Below are 16,742 nucleotides of genomic sequence, written 5' to 3' on the forward strand. Positions count from 1 at the left end.
CAATATAAATGACGCATATTATATACTAAATCAAAATAATGAAAAATCAACTGTGCATGAATTTAAAAATATACTATGTAAAGGATATTTTTCAGGACTAATTTTAAAATTATCTATAGAGAAAAGATTATCACCTCAAAAAACATTTGATTTGATATCGGAAGAAACTTATGAATATACTGTATTAGAATTTGATTTGATGCCAGAAACTTTTAAAAAGGATTCTTTTTTTAATAATGTGTGGCCGCATTACAAAAAAGTATCGCACCTTTGGGCATCTTGGGTTGATTTTTATCATCTAAAGACAGATGAACCAGATAAAAATCGGCCACTTATTGATCAACATTTTGATTCTCCTAAGTTAAGACTTTTAGGAAAAGAGGATGGTTTTAGAGGTTTTTTGCGCTCTGCAGATAACTACCTCGTTCGTGCATCCCTGTATACACGCTCCAGCGGGCGCAAAGATCAATCTATCCTTGATCCTGAAAATTTTATTCTCGTTCTGCACAAGTACAGTAAATTCTTGCAATGCGACTTTCAAAAGTTCACCAATAATTCCAATTATTGGTGACATATTAACCCCAGTATGGTCTCTTATACCTGAAAAAAGTATAGGAGGCCCCTATGGTACAAGCTTTTACCTCACCTAAACTCAATACCCCGGAAGCTGCCAAGTACCTTGGTTTACGGCCCGGAACTCTGGAAATATGGCGTTCGCTGGGCAAAGGCCCTCGCTACCTGAAAATCGGGCGACGGGTGGTCTATGAGCTGGCAGATATTGATGCTTATGCAAAGGCACATGCTGTAGAAACCAGCGAGAGTGCCAAAATGCGAGGACGTCATGTCTGACATCCCCGTATTCCCCGGCCCGCCCGTACCTTTTGAATCACATCTGCCTCCGGCTATCCCCCCGAACGTTTTGCCAGGGATCATCGGCGAATATGCCGCTGCCGTGACCGAATCGGTGCAGGTGCCCTTCGAACTTCCACTGATCAACGCCTTCGGTGCTGTGGCAGCAAGCGTACAGCGAAAATTCCGAGTAGTCGCCCATGACGGCTATTCCGAACCTCTGAACCTGTATGCTCTTGCTGTCCTGCCTCCCGGAGAACGTAAGAGTGCGGTCAAGGACGCCTGTCGCTTTCCGTTGGTAGAATGGGAACTGGAACAGCAGACAGCCTTGCTCTCTGCTCATCGGGTAGCCATTGCCCAACGACAGGTACGTGAAGAACTGCACCGCGCTCTGCTTTCATCTGCCCGACGCTGTAAGACGCTGGAAGATCGCCATGAGTTGGTAGAGCAGCTTGTCGCCTTAAGCGAAGAAGAGGCCAAAACACCCGTTGCCCCCAGATTGCTGGTGGATGATGCCACCCCGGAAGCGTTGGCTATGGTCATGGCTGCCCAACAGCAACGTATTGCCTTACTCGAAGCCGAAGGCGGTTTTTTTGACATCCTCTCGGGACGGTATAGCAGCGGAGTTCCCAATCTGGATGTGGTTCTAAAAGCATGGAACGGGGAAGCGATCCGTATTGATCGCAGACATGCCGATCCTATCATGCTCGATAATCCAACCCTGACTCTTATTCTCACGGCACAGCCGGATGTCTTATCCCGTATGGCTCAGACACCGTCTTTTCGGGGACGGGGACTTATGGGGCGTCTGTTGTTCTTCATCCCACAAAGTCGCGTGGGATTGCGCCATGTCGAGACCTTTCCCGTCCCGGAATCTCTGCGCTTGCGCTGGAGGCAAACTTTACGCCACCTGCTGGCTCTGCCGTGGAATCCTCTCGGTTCCGGTCAGCCCTTACGCTTGGAACACGAAAGTAAATCCTTATGGCTGGATTTTGCTGCCCATGTGGAACGGAATCTTGCAGAAGGAGGACGGCTTTCAGCCATACGGGATTGGGGCGGGAAATTACCGGGGCAAGTATTGCGCTTGGCGGGATTATGCCATGTGGCACAGCACGCATCCCCAGAAACATGCCCTATAAATACCCTTACCATGTCCGCCGTATTGCAGCTGGCGGATGGACTTATGGAACACGCACGAGCCGCGTATAGCCTGATGGGTGCGGACGAAGGAATGGAGTGCGCCAAGGCCATTCTGCGCTGGGTAGAGCATGATGGACTTACATCTTTCACGGCTCGTTCCGCATTGGAAAAAGTCAAAGGTCGTTGGCCTCGAATGGATAAAGTCAATGCAGGGCTTCATGTGCTGGAGGATTGGGCCTACATCGCCCCGCTAGAGCCGGAAACAGGCAAGAGGGGACGACCAACACGCGTATATATGGTCAATCCACAATGGAGGGGACTCAAATGCACTCCATAGCGCACTATTCGCAATATCCACAAAAACGCTTCGGGAAACCTTCGCAAAAACGATTTTTGAGCTTTTTGCGAATAGTGTTCCTATGGTAACAAAACAGGATAACGCCAAAGAACTGTCCTCTCGCTGGCGTTCAATAGGCTTTCTGTCTTTTCTGAAAGCCAGCCTACCCGTTGTGGCCACGCTGCCGCGTGTCCCCTGCCGGGGCTGGCGAGGGGAAACCCCTTCGAACCCTGAAAGACAAAAGGCAAAAGCATGAAGCGAACCGCCATGATCAAGGTGCGCGTCTCAGAGTCGGAAAAGACTGAGATTGAACACAAGGCGCAACTCGCCGGGTTGACTCTTTCTGATTTTATCCGGCGAACTGTTGCGAGGAGTCGTACACGGCAAACACAAGCGGAACGGGAGCATCTCCGTTTGCTCGCGCGAGCCGGGAATAATCTGAATCAGCTTGCCCGCTGGGCCAACACTTACAAGAGCGATATAGAGGCTGTACGCCTCCTTGTGGCTCTTGAAAGCCTCCGCAGGGTCTTGGTAGCTGGGGAAGGTGGCCAATGTACATAAAAATTTTTCCACACGGCAAGGGAACCGGGCAAGCCGCCGTCAACTACCTCACTCGCATGGATTACCCCGGTCGGACTGAAAATCCTCCCGTTGTCCTGCGTGGTGAGCCAGAGCTGACAAAGGCACTCATTGCCTCACAAGACCGGCAGTGGAAATTCTGTGCGGGGGTGTTGTCATGGGGGCCAGAAGACCATGTGACGCCAGAACAGGAACAGCGGCTCATGGACGACTTCGAGCAGACCGCCTTCGCCGGCCTTGCTCCAGACCAGTACGCCATTCTTTGGGTACGTCACAGTCATGCAGGGCATCACGAGCTGCACTTTGTCATTCCACGGATGGAACTTTCCACGGGCAAGGCCCTCAACCCCTTTCCTCCCGGATGGCAAAAAGACTTTGACCCTCTGCGTGATATGTACAACTGGCGGGAAGGCTGGACACGACCGGATGATCCGGCTCGTTTCCGGGTTCGCACCCCAGAACATGCGGATATCCATGTGGCACGCCTCAAGCGTTGGGGGCAGGCTGTCACGCCGGATGAACGTACCAAATCCCGCGAACAGCTTACAGCTTTCCTTCTGCAGCGCATTGAAGAAGGAACCGTAATCAATCGTGCCAATCTCATAGAAGAAATCGAAGGATTGGGCCTCAAAGTCCCGCGAAAGGGAAAACAGTATCTAACCATTGAAGACGAAGACGGCCAGCGTGTCCGACTTAAAGGAGGTATTTACTGTGAAGCTTGGCGAGCTGGACAGCAAAATCAGCTCCAGACTGGAGCAGGACAGGAAGCAGTGGGAAGAAGCCGCGAAGCTCGAATTGCAACTCTTTCAACAGAACTTGAGCGCGTGCGTGAACGACGTGCTGTGTACAACGGAAGACGCTATCCGCAGCCAGAGTACGACCTTTGCAGCTTCCCTGAACGCGGAAATCACCCATTTGGACAAGCGGCACAGACAATGGGCAAGCGTCTTCTCCCGAACACTCTTGGGACACGGCCTGCTGGGAATGTGTCTGTTCGTGGGGATGATTGCGACCTCGTGGGGGCTGATGTTCTTCATCAACCACCGTCTGGAGAGCCTCTGGAACGAAATCGGCGAACTGAAGGAACAACGAACCGAATTAACGAACACAGTCAACATGTTGCAAAGCAAAACGTGGGGAATTCGTCTGCTGGAAGACAAGAACGGACGGTTCATCGTCCTGCCGAAGGGCAGCACTATCAAGAACAACTGGACTTGGGGAGATTCCCCGGCCCTCAAACTGGAGTAAATCATGAACGAAGTAGTGAAACTGTTGCAGGAACGTTTGGAGCGGATGGAGAACGGCATACGCTGGGAGCAGGAGGCGCAGGTCGGAGCCATTACAGAACTGGATGCGAGATCGTGCGCGCAAGAGACAACGCTCCAGACCCTGCAAGCGCAGCAAGAAGACTTGAACAGGCAAGTCACGCACTTGAGCAGCGTTTGCGAGAAACTGGAGCGGCTGTTGCAGCAGCTGAACGCACGCTTGAAAGGCTGATGCGCGAAGCAAGCCAAGGTTGGGGGAGGTAATATACGGAACCTCCTCCTGCCAAAGTAAAGCCCTCTTGTGTGGTAGGAGAGGTATCCTATTGTGCAAGGGGGCTTTCTGATTGCAAGAAAAAAATGAATGATTCAAAGGAGATTAATCTTTTTTTACTCTCTTTATTTTCGTTAAAAACAAGGTTATACAGTAAAGCAGAAATCCATTTCCAGAGAAGGACACAGTATGCCGACTTCAGCCGTGAACGCCTTTTTTGAGCATCCGATACTCAATTCGCCCTACGAATGTCCATCTCGGCACTGGGAGCTTGCCGCCGACGGGCAGCCGACACAAAAAATAATACATTCCCGGAGAATAGCGGATTTCATTACGCCTATTCCCACACCCAAGAAGCAAAAAAATAAAGCCAAACAAGGGAATCTGCTTGTTGACGTAACGGCACAGTCCATTACCACGAAGACGCAGGAGTACCATAAGGCATTGATCAACGAAATCCGTCATCACGTCGCGGATTGGCGTGTCTTGCCTCAATCACAATGGAAGGTCACTCCTGAAACCGCTCGCTTGCTGAACCATTGGCGTAATCACAAGTTCAGCGGTATCCGCCCTTTCTTCTGTCAGGTCGAAGCCGTTGAAACAGCTATCTGGCTGACGGAAGTAGCACCAGGTCAGCCCAAGTATAAAAAGTATCTCGAACATCTCGAAGATGCCAACGAGGATGCCAATCCCGGGCTTTCACGGCTGGCGCTCAAGCTGGCCACTGGTGCGGGCAAGACAACTATTATGGCGATGCTTATCGCATGGCAGACATTGAACGCTGTCCGCAGCCCGCTCAAGCAAAGTTTTACCAAGGGCTTTCTGGTCGTCGCCCCGGGCATCACCATCAAAGATCGACTGCGGGTTCTGAAACCCAATGATCCCGATGCATACTATGCCAGCCGAGAACTCGTTCCCCCGGACATGCTGCAAGACCTCCAGCAGGCGCGCATTGTCATTACAAACTATCACGCGTTTAAGATACGCGAAAAGTTGGATTTATCCAAAGGGACACGTTCCGCTCTCGAGGGTTGGCGCGGAGAGGCTCTCTCCACGCTGGAAACGGAAGGAGAAATGCTCCAGCGGGTTATGCCGGAGCTGATGAATCTGAAGCGCGTGATGGTCATCAATGATGAGGCTCACCATTGCTACAGGGAAAAGCCCAATGCGGATGAAGTGTTGGAAACCGAGCTCGGAACTTTGACAGGAACGGAGAAGACCGAAGCCCGGAATGCGGCCAAGGAAAACCGCGAAGCTGCCCGGCTGTGGATTTCGGGTCTGGAAATTCTCCAGCGTAAGCTGAATATCCTGCGCATCTTCGATTTATCGGCGACGCCGTTCTTTTTGAGCGGTTCCGGTTATGTTGAAGGTACGCTGTTTCCGTGGACAATGAGCGACTTCTCGCTGATGGATGCGATTGAATGCGGTATTGTAAAACTGCCGCGGGTGCCTGTGGCGGACAACATCCCCGGCAACGAGCTGCCCATGTTCCGGAACCTTTGGGAACATATCCGGAAGGACATGCCCAAAAAAGGGAAAAACAGCTCACTGGATCCACTCTCGCTTCCTACGCGACTGCTCACGGCACTTGATGCCCTTTACGGGCATTATGAAATGGTCTTTGACCTATGGAAAAAAGAAGACATTTCCGTACCGCCCTGTTTTATCGTCGTCTGCAACAACACGTCCACATCGAAGCTTGTTTACGACTACATCTCCGGTTTTTACAGAGAGAATGCGGACGGTACGCGGATGCTGGAAAACGGACGTTTGCCGCTGTTCCGCAATTTTGACGACAACGGCGAACCGCTGGCGCGTCCGCATACGTTGCTAATTGATTCACAACAGCTGGAATCCGGCGATGCCCTTGATTCGGGATTCGCTGAAGCCGCCAAGGACGAACTTGCCCGTTTCAAGCGTGAGATCATGCAGCGTGGCGGGCCGCTTGCGGCGGAACTGCTGCGTGGCGGCGCATTGTCGGAAGCGACCGTCTTGCGCGAAGTCATGAATACGGTCGGCAAACAGGGACAGCTTGGGGAGAGCATCCGCTGCGTCGTGTCCGTTTCCATGCTCACCGAAGGCTGGGACGCCAATACCGTAACGCATGTCCTTGGTGTCCGCGCTTTCGGTACGCAGTTGCTGTGCGAACAGATCATTGGCCGTGCGCTTCGCCGGCAGTCCTACGATCTGAATGAGGAAGGACTGTTCAATGTCGAATATTCGGACGTATTGGGCATTCCTTTTGATTTTACGGCAAAGCCCGTTATCAGCAAACCTGCGCCTCCCCATGAAACGGTACAAGTCAAGGCTGTCCGCCCGGATCGGGATGCGCTGGAAATCGTCTTTCCCCGGGTCACTGGGTATCGTATCGAGTTGCCGGAAGAACAGCTTTCCGCCGAATTCAACGATGAGTCATGTTTTACGCTGACGCCGGAGATGGTTGGAGCTTCCGTTACGCAGAACGCGGGCATTATCGGCGAAGAGGTAGACCTGAGCCTTAAGCACCTGGAGCAGGTTAGAGAAAATACGATACTCATGCACCTGACGCAGCATCTGCTGATGAACAAATTCCGTGATGCCGGTGAAGCGCCCAAGCTGCATCTGTTCGGACAGCTCAAGCGCATTGCCGGGGAATGGTTCCATTCCTGTTTTTCCTGTGCAGGCGGTACCTTTCCGGCTCAATTGCTGTATAAAACGCTCGCTGATATGGCCTGCGAGCGCATAGCCAGCGCCATCACCCGTTCATGTTCAGACAAGCGCCCGATCAAGGTCATGCTTGATCCCTATAACCCACAAGGCTCTACCCGACACGTCAATTTCACGACATCCAAAAAATCGCGTTGGAAGACAGATCCGCGCAAGTGCCATATCAATTGGGCAATACTGGATAATAGTGATTGGGAAGCAGAATTATGCCGTGTTGTGGAAACGCATCCACGCGTCAAAGCCTACGTAAAAAATAATAACATGGGCTTTACCGTGCCATATACCCTTGGTGGAGAGTCACACGACTATGTTCCGGACTTCATTGTTCTGGTGGATGACGGGCATGGTGAAGACGATTTACTGCATCTTGTCGTGGAGATAAAAGGGTATCGCAATGAAAACGCCAAGGAAAAGAAGTCCACGATGGAAACCTATTGGGTCCCCGGCGTCAATCGTCTGGGGACGTTTGGCCGCTGGGCCTTTGTTGAACTAAAAGAAGTATATCGTATAGAATCCGAATTTGCAGAGAAAGTGGCTCAAGCCTTCGATTCCAAGATCCAAACCGTCGGGAGTCTCTTCAATGGCTAAGAAAGCGACATGTCCGAAACTGATTGAAACCATTACCCATGAAGCCCGGCGTACCAATATCCCGACAGCGGAGTATCAGTCTGTAATGAAGCAGGAAGAACAGGCACCTGTACGCGTCAGCTATGAAAAACGGAATCCCGACCTCGATCCTCAGCTCATCTGGCGAAGCAAGTATGACGGCGACGATACGCTGACCGTACAGGCTCCGCCGCTGTACATTCAGGAAAAGGTACATCCGAAGGCGTTGATTGAAGACCTGCTGAAAGAGAGCAAGACCGGACAGCAGCCTCTTCAAACGCAGTTCAGCCTGTTTTCCGATTTCAATGGCATCCCTGAAGGCGCGGACAAGACTGATTTTTATCAGCACGACCAGAACTGGACGAACCGCATGATTCTGGGGGATTCGTTGCAGGTCATGGCGAGCCTGTCCGAACGAGAAGGCCTGCGCGGGAAGGTGCAGTGCATCTATCTTGATCCGCCGTATGGCATCAAATTCAACAGTAATTTTCAGTGGTCGACCACTAACCGGGACGTGAAGGACGGTAAGCTCGACAACATGACCCGTGAACCGGAGCAAGTGAAAGCCTTCCGGGATACATGGCGGGACGGTATCCATTCGTATTTAAGCTATCTGCGTGACCGTTTCATCATTGCACGTGACTTGCTGACTGATTCCGGCAGTATTTTTGTGCAGATTGGTGATGAGAACGTACACAAGGTACGGGCTGTGTTGGATGAAGTGTTTGGGGAAAACAATTCTTGTTCTTTAATTTCTTTTTCAAAAACAACTAGTTTTTTGAGTAATACACTTCCAAATATTTCAGATTATTTACTTTGGTACGCTAAAGATAAAAATAATATAAAATTTAGACAACCATTTTTTAGAAAATTATTCGGAGGAGATGGTTCAAAAGAATATACAATGGTTGAATTAGATGATGGAACTAGAAAATCTTTAACAAAAAATGAAAAATATAATGTCAAAGAAATAAAAAACAACTTACGTTTTTTTAGACTTGATAATCTACGTTCTCAAGGAAGCTCTCAGGAAGGATCAGATCCATATTTTTTTGAAGGAGTGATTTATCCTTGTGGGAGTAATATGCATTGGAAAACTCATAAGGATGGATTAGAAAAATTAAAAAAAGCTGGAAGGCTATCAGGAAGAGGAGAAGGTAAAACATTATGTTATGTACGATTTATTAATGATTTTCCAGCTTATCCAGTCAGTAATATTTGGGTAGATTCCGCCTCTGGGGATAATCAGACCTTGCAGAAGGTATATGTTGTACAAACACTACCCAAAGTCATAGAGCGTTGCCTTCTCATGGCTACTGATCCCGGTGACCTTGTGCTTGATCCTACCTGTGGTTCCGGCACAACCGCTTACGTTGCCGAACAATGGGGACGCCGCTGGATCACCATCGATACCTCCCGCGTGGCGCTGGCGTTGGCTCGTGCACGCATCATGGGCGCACGCTATCCCTATTATCTCATGGCCGACAGCAGGGACGGGCAGGCCAAAGAAGCGGAACTGAACAATCGCCCGGCTTCCACAGCCCCCACCTTCAATAATATCAATCTGGGCTTCGTCTACGAGCGCGTACCGCATATCACGCTGAAATCCATCGCCAATAACGCCGAAATCGACGTTATTTACGACAAATGGCAACAGACGCTGGAACCGCTGCGCACAAGGCTTAACGAACTTCTTGGCAAAAAATGGGAAGAGTGGGAAATCCCCCGTGAACCTGATACGGCATGGAACAAAGAGGCACTGAAGCTGCACTCCAACTGGTGGAAAGCACGTATCGCCCGCCAGCAGGAAATCGACGCCTCCATCGCAGCCAAGGCGGACTATGAATACCTCTACGACAAACCCTATGAGGACAAGAAAAAGGTCCGTGTAGCAGGCCCGTTCACCGTGGAAAGCCTCTCTCCGCATCGCGTGCTGGGCATCGGCGCGGACGGAGAACTGCTTGATCCGGCAGCATCCCGTGCCGGTGAGGACAGCCGCGACTTTGTGACCATGATTCTGGATAACCTCAAAACGTCGGGAGTCCAGCAGGCTAGTAAGAAAGACAAGATTAACTTCACCAGCCTGAATCCGTGGCCCGGAGAAATGATCTGCGCCGAAGGCCGTTACATGGAAGGCGAAACCGAACGTCGCGCCGGGATCTTCATCGGCCCGGAATTTGGCACCGTCAGCCGTCAGGACTTGGTGCAAGCCGCCCGTGAAGCCGGGGATGCCGCCTTTGGTATTCTTATTGCGTGTGCCTTCAACTACGAAGCTCACGCCTCGGAATTCCACAAGTTGGGTCGTATCCCCGTACTTAAGGCCCGGATGAATGCCGACCTACACATGGGCGAAGACCTCAAGAATACCGGCAAGGGAAACCTGTTTGTCGTCTTCGGCGAGCCGGATATTTCCATCCTGCCTGAAACCGACGCCAAGGGGAAAGAAACCGGCAAGATACGCGTCAAGGTCAATGGCGTGGATGTGTTCTACCCCAATACCGGAGAAATCCGCTCGGACAACGCCGACGGCATCGCTTGCTGGTTTGTTGATACCGACTACAACGAGGAAAGCTTCTTTGTCCGCCAAGCCTACTTCCTCGGCGCAAACGATCCGTACAAAGCCCTCAAAAATACGCTTAAAGCCGAAATCGATAAGGATACTTGGGAAACCCTCTACGGTGATACTTCACGCGCTTTCGATAAACCGGAAAGTGGACGCATCGCCGTGAAGGTCATCAACCACTTAGGTGATGAAGTCATGAAGGTATTTAGGGTATAACAAATGGACGTAATTGAATATATACTGAACGATTATAAAGAATCAAAAAAGAGTAAGGTGCGGTGAGAACATTTTAAGATAACACTACGCTAGCCGCACGGGTCCTCTATCTGGAAACCGTGCGGTTATTTCTAGTGTTCCGCCCATCGCCTCAACAATACCAGCAAGCGTACTGAGTTGCATATCCGTTTGACGTTCGAGCTTGGAGACAGCGGGCTGTGTAATGTGCATAAGTCCAGCTAAATCCTTCTGAGAAAGTCCCAGAGCCTTGCGTAACTGGCGCAGGATTTCCTGCTCCAAAAGCGTTGCGGCACGGGCTTCTATGTGTTGGCGTCGCTCTTCCGGCAAGCCCGCCATAATGTCATTCAGGGTACGGCTCATTGCTTTTCTCCTTCCCGTTTGAGGTGACGTGCAAAACGTTGTTCAGCTACGGGAATCATTTTCTCATAAAATCGCTTGTCGCCCGCCTTGCTGCCACCTACAAGCACAATGGCAGAGCGTTTGGGATCAAAGGCAAAAAAATATCGAAACGGCTGGTTATTCCACGAAAAACGGAGTTCTTTCAAATTGGTCAGGGAGCCCCCCTTGAGCGTGTCCACCAGCGGCCTGCCGAGCATCGGTCCCTTTGCCTCAAGCACCTTCAGATGAGCAAGGAGTTCGTCTTGAAGCGGTGATGGCAGAGCATCAAACTCCGGCTCGAATTCGTCGCATAAAATAACTTGCCATGCCATAAAATATTACCTTTGAGTTATATTGTCAAGGCTCGCCGTCTCAGCGTCCGCTCGTCTGGCCTTGTCAAACATGACCTCTATCGCGCCAGAGGCCCGCTGAAGAGCCTCATCATGGAGATGGGCGTAGCGTTGCGTCATTTGCGGCGATTCATGGGTGAGCAATTTTTGCAATTCGTACATGCTTACCTGCCCGGAGCTGGCAAGATAAGAAGCGAAGGTATGCCGCAGAGAGTGCAGTGGGCGGAAGTCCTCCGGAAGCCCTGCCTTGACCTTGAGACGACGCATAAAGCGGTTGATGTCTACACGGGGACGATCATCGTTTTTACCCGGAAAAACGAAAGGACTTGAAGTGTGAGGCACATTCTCCAGAATATGGCGCGCTTGCGCGTTCATCGGAATGACGCTTGTCTGTTTCTTTTTGGCGTGCGCCCCTTCCAGAGTGATGAAACCCCGTTCAAAATCAATGTCTTTCCATTGCAGACCAAGCAAAGAACCGCGCCGCATCCCCGTACACATCGCCAACCGCACAAGCCCGGTCAGAAGGGGATCGTCTTCCTCATTCAATGCACGCAGAAGAGCCGCCAATTGGGCGGGGGTCAGCACTTCCGTTTTCACATTATCGACCTTGGGCAACTCGATACAGAGGCGCGAGGGATCAGGCATGGGAGTCATGCCGCGCTTGACGCCAAACCGGATGATACGCTTAACCAACGCCAAGGCGTGCTTGACGGTTTGAGCGGACTTTCCGGCCTTGAACATGCTTGTACGTATAGCGTCCATGTCTGTGGTTAGCAGCTCGCATGGTGTTTTCTCTGAAAATACGGCAAGGTACTTATTAAAAAGGCTGATATCCGTAGCCCAGTTTCGATCTGGCTTGCTTTCTTTGTACGCTTCAAGGAGTCTTGATAATGTCGGGCGCATTGCTTCTGCGACTTTGGCGGCTTCGCGGGCTTGTCGTTTTTCTTTTCTGGTAGACTCTTTGCCTTCAAGCATGGCGGCACGAAGTCTCGCGGCACTGGCTGCTGTCATGTTGTCCTTATACTGCCTACCTGCTTTGGTTTCGACGGTTTTCCCGTCACGCTTGAATAGGATATAGAAAACTTTTTCCATCCCCGGCCCCCCGATACGCTCTGCCATACGATAGAACACGCCGGGATACTGGGTTTTTTCTCGTCTCATATCGGACATAATTTTCCAACCTCGTTTTCTATTTCCAACCCTATTTCCAACCTTCGACATCAGGTTAGGTAAAACAAGACGAGGTGTCAACAAACAAAACTTAATTAATTAATTGTATATATAAAATTCAGTATGGTTCAATCGGGTTCTATTAAACTCAGAGTATCTGCCTTTTAAGCAGAGAGTCGCAGGTTCGATCCCCGCACGTCCCACCAATTTTTTCAAGCCCTTACAGATGACAGTCTGTAAGGGCTTTCTCTTTTGGATAAAAAAGGGATAAACAATACGGTTGTTTTATATCTAACATACGCTGAAAATACAGTTTTTCTCAAGTGTTGCGCTGAGGGGCTCCATGATTGGGGCTTTTCACTGGTCATTCCTTTGGAATTAAAAGGCTGTGTTATAGAAAATGGTTGATGCTTTTTTCCTTGAAGTTCCAAAGGGATAACCGGAAAAAGGCCTTAGCCGTGGCTCCCGCCAAGGGGAAAACCGGATAAAAAGGCCGTATTTTCACCGCACTGTGGAGATGAAACAACCACAAACTATAACAGAGCCAATTAAAAAATAGGCTGTGTCATAGAAAACGGTTGATGCTTTATTTCCTTGAAATTCCAAAGAAATAACCAATAAAATCCCCCAATCACAGAGCCCACCAGCAGAAAATTTTGAAAAAAAGCATATATTTTCAGCATATTACTAAAACAAAAACAACCATGTACCATGACAGGGCCCAAAAATAAAGCATCAAGTTTACTATGGTGCGGCCTTTCCTTTCATGTAATTCAAGGTAGATACTGAGAAAAACGTTTGTCGTCGCTGGCACGCCCGCAATCCCCTTTCAAAGCGAAATGAAATCAATACGAAAACAGCATGAATCAGATACTGCACAGGCCATAAGAAAAGGCTCCTTCCCCATTGCAATGCCTCCGCCTACGAGACATTCGCCTTTTTGATGGTTCTCTAAAAAATTAGTTTTGAATTTCATCTAGTTGAAATTCAACTTTCATTGAAGACGTGAATATCTCCCGCCTACAACGAGATTCCCTCCCCAAGCAAAAAGGGATAAAATGCCCCGGAGCGACGATTCCCTTTCCGACCGCACAACCCGCTGGAGACTCGCATGAATCTGACTGTCGAATATCAGCCCATTACCGAGCTGTTCCGCAACGCCCACGCCGAGGGGCGGCATTTCCTCTATGAATTTGAAGTGTATAACCTACTGAGCCTTTCCGGTTCGGAAACGCCCCCCAAATGCTCCTTCATCCCACGGAACGCCAAACCGATGGAAGAGGAGATCATGTCCCTGCCCGGCGAAAAGGCCGTGCTGAAAATCGTCTCCCCCACCATCGTCCACAAGACCGAAGTGGGCGGCGTGCGCATCGTCCCCAAAACGCCCGACAAAGTGCGTTCCGCCGTACGCCGCATGCTCTCCGAGGTGCCGGAACGCTATGCCGAATGGATCGAGCGCCGCCCCGCCTCCGCGCCAGAAAGCTATAAGGGGCTGGCCGGAACCGCGCTCCAGAACGCCATCGCCGCCGACCTCAAGGGCGTCCTGCAAGTGCAGTTCATGCCGCCGGACTCCGCATCGTTCGGCAACGAGCTGATCGTCGGCCTGCGCCGCACCCGCGAGTTCGGCATGGTCATCAGCGCGGGCCTCGGCGGTACGGACACCGAGCTTTACGCCGAGCGTTTCCGCAAGGGGCAGGCCATCGTCGCCGCACTGACGGAACTGACCGACGGCGATGCCTTCTTCGAGCTTTTCCGCAAGACCGTCTCCTACCGGAAACTCGCCGGGCTGACCCGCGGGCAACGCCGCATCGTGACTGACGATCAGCTTATCGAATGCTTCGAGTCGTTCATCCGCATGGGGAACTACTTCTCCCCCTGCAACCCCGATGCGCCGTTCGTTATCGAAGAGCTGGAAATCAACCCCTTCACGTTCACGGATTACCTCATGGTTCCGCTGGACGGCATGTGCCGCTTTTCGACTCCCGGCGAACGGGCCACCCCCCGCCCCATCCCCAAAATCGACAACCTGCTGCACCCCAGATCCATCGGCATCATCGGCGTTTCCGCCAAACGCCGGAATTTTGGGCGGATCATCCTTGAAAACATCATCGGCTCCGGCTTTGACCGCGACAAGCTCGTCATCATCCGTGACGGGGAAAACGACGCCAGCGGGGTGCGCTGCGTGCCGAACCTCCGTGCGCTTCCTGAACCGCTGGATCTGTTCATCGTCGCCATCGGAGCGGAACAGGTTCCGCCTCTGGTGGATGAAATCATTGAAACCAACGCCGCGCACAGCGTCATGCTCATCCCCGGCGGCCTTGGCGAAACGGAAGAAAGCCGGGAAATGACCGAGCGCATGATCGCCCGCATCACCGAAGCCCATAAAAGCCTCGCAACCGGAGGGGACGGCGGCCCGGCCTTCCTTGGGGCGAACTGCATGGGCGTGATTTCCCGTCCGGGCAAATTCGACACATGGTTCATCCCTGCCGCCAAGATGCCGGATTACAGGCAATACCCCCGCCGCCGCACCGCCATCGTCAGCCAGAGCGGGGCCTTCCTTCTAAACCGGTTCAGCCAGACGCCGGAAATGAGCCCGTCCTATCTCATCTCAATGGGCAACCAGACGGATCTCACACTTGGGGACATGATGCGCCACTTCATGGACTCCCAAGAGGTGGACGTCATCGCCGTCTACGCGGAAGGCTTTAAGGATCTCGACGGGCTCCAGTTTGCGGAAGCCGTGCGCGAGGCCATACGGCGCGACAAGCAAGTGATTTTCTACAAGGCCGGGCGGACGCCCGAAGGCAAGACGGCGACCAGCGGACACACGGCATCCCTCGCCGGGGACTACATGGTCTGTGAAAGCTGCATCCGGCAGGCGGGCGCGATCATGGCCCGCAGCTTCACGGAATTCCAAGATCTGATTCTTCTGGCGGAAACCTTCACCAACGCGACCATCCGGGGCAAGCGGCTCGGCGCGGTCAGCGGCGCGGGGTTCGAGGCCGTGGGCATGGCGGATTCGCTCCAATCCGACGAGTACAGCATGTCCCTCGGTACGTATTCCGAAACCACCCGGCTGGCCATGAAACGGCTCATCGCCTCAAAAGGGCTGGAAAAGCTGGTTCCGATCAAGAACCCCCTCGACATCAACCCCGGCGCGGACGACGAAGTCCATGCCTACATGGCCGAACTGCTGCTCAACGACGAAAACATCGACGCCGTCGTCATCGGCCTTGATCCCCTTTCACCGGTCACGCATTCGCTTGCCGAAACGGACATCGACGCCTTCCGCATGGATGCCCCGGACGGCATTTTGACGCTGCTTTCCGATGTCCGTTCCCGTACTTCCAAGCCCATGGTCGCAGTTATGGACGGCGGCGAGAAGTTTGAACCGCTCCGCAAGGCCCTCCGTGAGCGGGGCATCCCCGTCTTCCCCGTATGCGACAGGGCCGTCGCCGCACTTTCCCTTTATCTGGAGTCCCGTTTGGCCGCCGAGGGCCTCAAGCATGCTTCGTATTGTTTGTTGAGGTAGATAAAAGAACCGACGGGAAGGGAGGGGGAAACCTTTTGCAGAGGCTGTGTTATAAAAAATGGTTGATGCTTTTTTCCTTGAAGCTCCAAAGGGATAACGGAAAAATGCCTTAGCCGTGGAGCCACTGTTCCCCCTGCGTACAAGAAAACCCAACCGTTGTGATTGCAGAACCTTTTCAGGCCGCATTGCTACAGGAAAACCGATAAATAGGCAGAACCCCAAAAAAAGATTCAGGGACATCGCTCCCCATGTACACAGGGAAATATATGTGGCTAACGGCACGTCCATCCCCTCACACATTGCCACTGCGTACAGGGAAACCCCATGCGCGGGCAGATCCGCCTCGGAACCTAGGGCGTGTCGCCAACCAGATATAATCTATTGAAACTATTCAACCATTTTTTCAAGTTGCAAAAGTTGTTTTAAATAATTTCAAACAATTATATGTAACACACGACACAACCCAAACTCTGCTCCCCTGTGCACAGAAAAACTACCAGAGCCAGATCGGGTGGGGGATAAAATGGGCACTTTTCCCCGGTGCGCAGGAAAAAAACGTTCCGAAACAGGCAAGGAACGTACTGTGCTCACTACTCCCCTGTACACAGGCCCCCGACCGCCTTGTACGCCTCCTGCGTCCGCGACACTACTCCCCCGGTGCACTGGAAAACCTGTCAAAAAGGATTCGATAAAGTCAAAAATCTTTGAAGAGGAAGGGGTGGGGTTTGGGGAGGGGGAGGAGAAACTTTCTCTAGAAAG

12 protein-coding genes and 1 pseudogene are annotated in these 16,742 nt (G+C 51.7%); 10 read left to right on the top strand and 3 right to left on the bottom strand.

From position 1 onward, the window contains the following. The 9 genes and pseudogenes from ACZM8Y_RS15180 to ACZM8Y_RS15220 all read left to right on the top strand — a co-directional run. A partial coding sequence (locus tag ACZM8Y_RS15180; RefSeq protein WP_489501859.1) for a hypothetical protein occupies positions 1–571 on the top strand: 571 nt, incomplete at its 5' end. A gap of 53 nt (positions 572–624) precedes the next feature. Beyond that, on the top strand, positions 625–849 hold the full coding sequence (locus tag ACZM8Y_RS15185; RefSeq protein WP_482333682.1) for a helix-turn-helix transcriptional regulator: 225 nt from the start codon (positions 625–627) through the stop codon (positions 847–849). After that, positions 842–2,326 carry a YfjI family protein gene (locus ACZM8Y_RS15190; RefSeq protein ID WP_482333684.1) on the top strand — a complete coding sequence of 495 codons (1,485 nt, stop codon included), beginning with the start codon at positions 842–844 and terminating at the stop codon, positions 2,324–2,326. Before ACZM8Y_RS15185 ends, ACZM8Y_RS15190 begins: the two co-directional genes overlap by 8 nt. 252 nt (positions 2,327–2,578) lie before the next feature. After that, positions 2,579–2,887: a plasmid mobilization protein gene (locus tag ACZM8Y_RS15195; RefSeq protein WP_456061178.1), complete on the top strand. Its 309-nt coding sequence runs from the start codon at positions 2,579–2,581 to the stop codon at positions 2,885–2,887. Between the two features lie 56 nt (positions 2,888–2,943). After that, positions 2,944–3,201, top strand: a pseudogene (locus tag ACZM8Y_RS15200) (relaxase/mobilization nuclease domain-containing protein); the annotation flags it as partial. Positions 3,202–3,568: 367 nt separating this feature from the next. Beyond that, positions 3,569–4,153 (top strand): hypothetical protein, encoded by a 585-nt coding sequence (locus ACZM8Y_RS15205; protein WP_489501862.1) that lies wholly within the window; start codon positions 3,569–3,571, stop codon positions 4,151–4,153. A 3-nt stretch (positions 4,154–4,156) separates the two neighbouring features. Continuing rightward, positions 4,157–4,402 carry a hypothetical protein gene (locus tag ACZM8Y_RS15210; RefSeq protein WP_482333695.1) on the top strand — a complete coding sequence of 82 codons (246 nt, stop codon included), beginning with the start codon at positions 4,157–4,159 and terminating at the stop codon, positions 4,400–4,402. A 228-nt stretch (positions 4,403–4,630) separates the two neighbouring features. Then, on the top strand, positions 4,631–7,735 hold the full coding sequence (locus ACZM8Y_RS15215) for a BPTD_3080 family restriction endonuclease (protein WP_482333686.1): 3,105 nt from the start codon (positions 4,631–4,633) through the stop codon (positions 7,733–7,735). Continuing rightward, a complete protein-coding gene (locus ACZM8Y_RS15220) occupies positions 7,728–10,532 on the top strand; it encodes a site-specific DNA-methyltransferase (protein ID WP_489501860.1) in 2,805 nt (934 codons plus the stop codon). The genes ACZM8Y_RS15215 and ACZM8Y_RS15220 overlap by 8 nt, the downstream gene beginning before the upstream one ends. An 84-nt stretch (positions 10,533–10,616) precedes the next feature. On the opposite strand, the gene ACZM8Y_RS15225 is transcribed toward ACZM8Y_RS15220, so the two are convergent. From ACZM8Y_RS15225 to ACZM8Y_RS15235, 3 genes are read right to left on the bottom strand one after another with little or no spacing between them, the layout of a single operon-like run. Beyond that, positions 10,617–10,913, bottom strand: a complete 297-nt coding sequence (locus tag ACZM8Y_RS15225; RefSeq protein ID WP_352433582.1) for an XRE family transcriptional regulator — start codon at positions 10,911–10,913, stop codon at positions 10,617–10,619. Further along, complete coding sequence (locus ACZM8Y_RS15230; protein WP_337639779.1) at positions 10,910–11,263, bottom strand: type II toxin-antitoxin system RelE/ParE family toxin; 354 nt, start codon at positions 11,261–11,263, stop codon at positions 10,910–10,912. The genes ACZM8Y_RS15225 and ACZM8Y_RS15230 overlap by 4 nt, the downstream gene beginning before the upstream one ends. A gap of 6 nt (positions 11,264–11,269) precedes the next feature. Further along, positions 11,270–12,451 carry a tyrosine-type recombinase/integrase gene (locus ACZM8Y_RS15235; protein WP_482334626.1) on the bottom strand — a complete coding sequence of 394 codons (1,182 nt, stop codon included), beginning with the start codon at positions 12,449–12,451 and terminating at the stop codon, positions 11,270–11,272. A 1,111-nt stretch (positions 12,452–13,562) separates the two neighbouring features. On the opposite strand from ACZM8Y_RS15235, the gene ACZM8Y_RS15240 reads away from it, so the two are divergent. Then, complete coding sequence (locus tag ACZM8Y_RS15240; RefSeq protein WP_489501861.1) at positions 13,563–15,983, top strand: acetate--CoA ligase family protein; 2,421 nt, start codon at positions 13,563–13,565, stop codon at positions 15,981–15,983. Positions 15,984–16,742: the final 759 nt, after the last annotated feature.

The sequence above is a fragment of the Bilophila sp. genome (genome assembly GCF_057864385.1).

What these genes read in the sequence shown, in the direction of transcription:
- ACZM8Y_RS15185 (WP_482333682.1), top strand. Translation starts at nt 625, where the DNA reads ATGGTACAAGCTTTTACCTCACCTAAACTCAATACCCCGGAAGCTGCC.
- ACZM8Y_RS15190 (WP_482333684.1), top strand. Translation starts at nt 842, where the DNA reads ATGTCTGACATCCCCGTATTCCCCGGCCCGCCCGTACCTTTTGAATCA.
- ACZM8Y_RS15195 (WP_456061178.1), top strand. Translation starts at nt 2,579, where the DNA reads ATGAAGCGAACCGCCATGATCAAGGTGCGCGTCTCAGAGTCGGAAAAG.
- ACZM8Y_RS15210 (WP_482333695.1), top strand. Translation starts at nt 4,157, where the DNA reads ATGAACGAAGTAGTGAAACTGTTGCAGGAACGTTTGGAGCGGATGGAG.
- ACZM8Y_RS15215 (WP_482333686.1), top strand. Translation starts at nt 4,631, where the DNA reads ATGCCGACTTCAGCCGTGAACGCCTTTTTTGAGCATCCGATACTCAAT.
- ACZM8Y_RS15220 (WP_489501860.1), top strand. Translation starts at nt 7,728, where the DNA reads ATGGCTAAGAAAGCGACATGTCCGAAACTGATTGAAACCATTACCCAT.
- ACZM8Y_RS15225 (WP_352433582.1), bottom strand. Translation starts at nt 10,913, where the DNA reads ATGAGCCGTACCCTGAATGACATTATGGCGGGCTTGCCGGAAGAGCGA.
- ACZM8Y_RS15230 (WP_337639779.1), bottom strand. Translation starts at nt 11,263, where the DNA reads ATGGCATGGCAAGTTATTTTATGCGACGAATTCGAGCCGGAGTTTGAT.
- ACZM8Y_RS15235 (WP_482334626.1), bottom strand. Translation starts at nt 12,451, where the DNA reads ATGTCCGATATGAGACGAGAAAAAACCCAGTATCCCGGCGTGTTCTAT.
- ACZM8Y_RS15240 (WP_489501861.1), top strand. Translation starts at nt 13,563, where the DNA reads ATGAATCTGACTGTCGAATATCAGCCCATTACCGAGCTGTTCCGCAAC.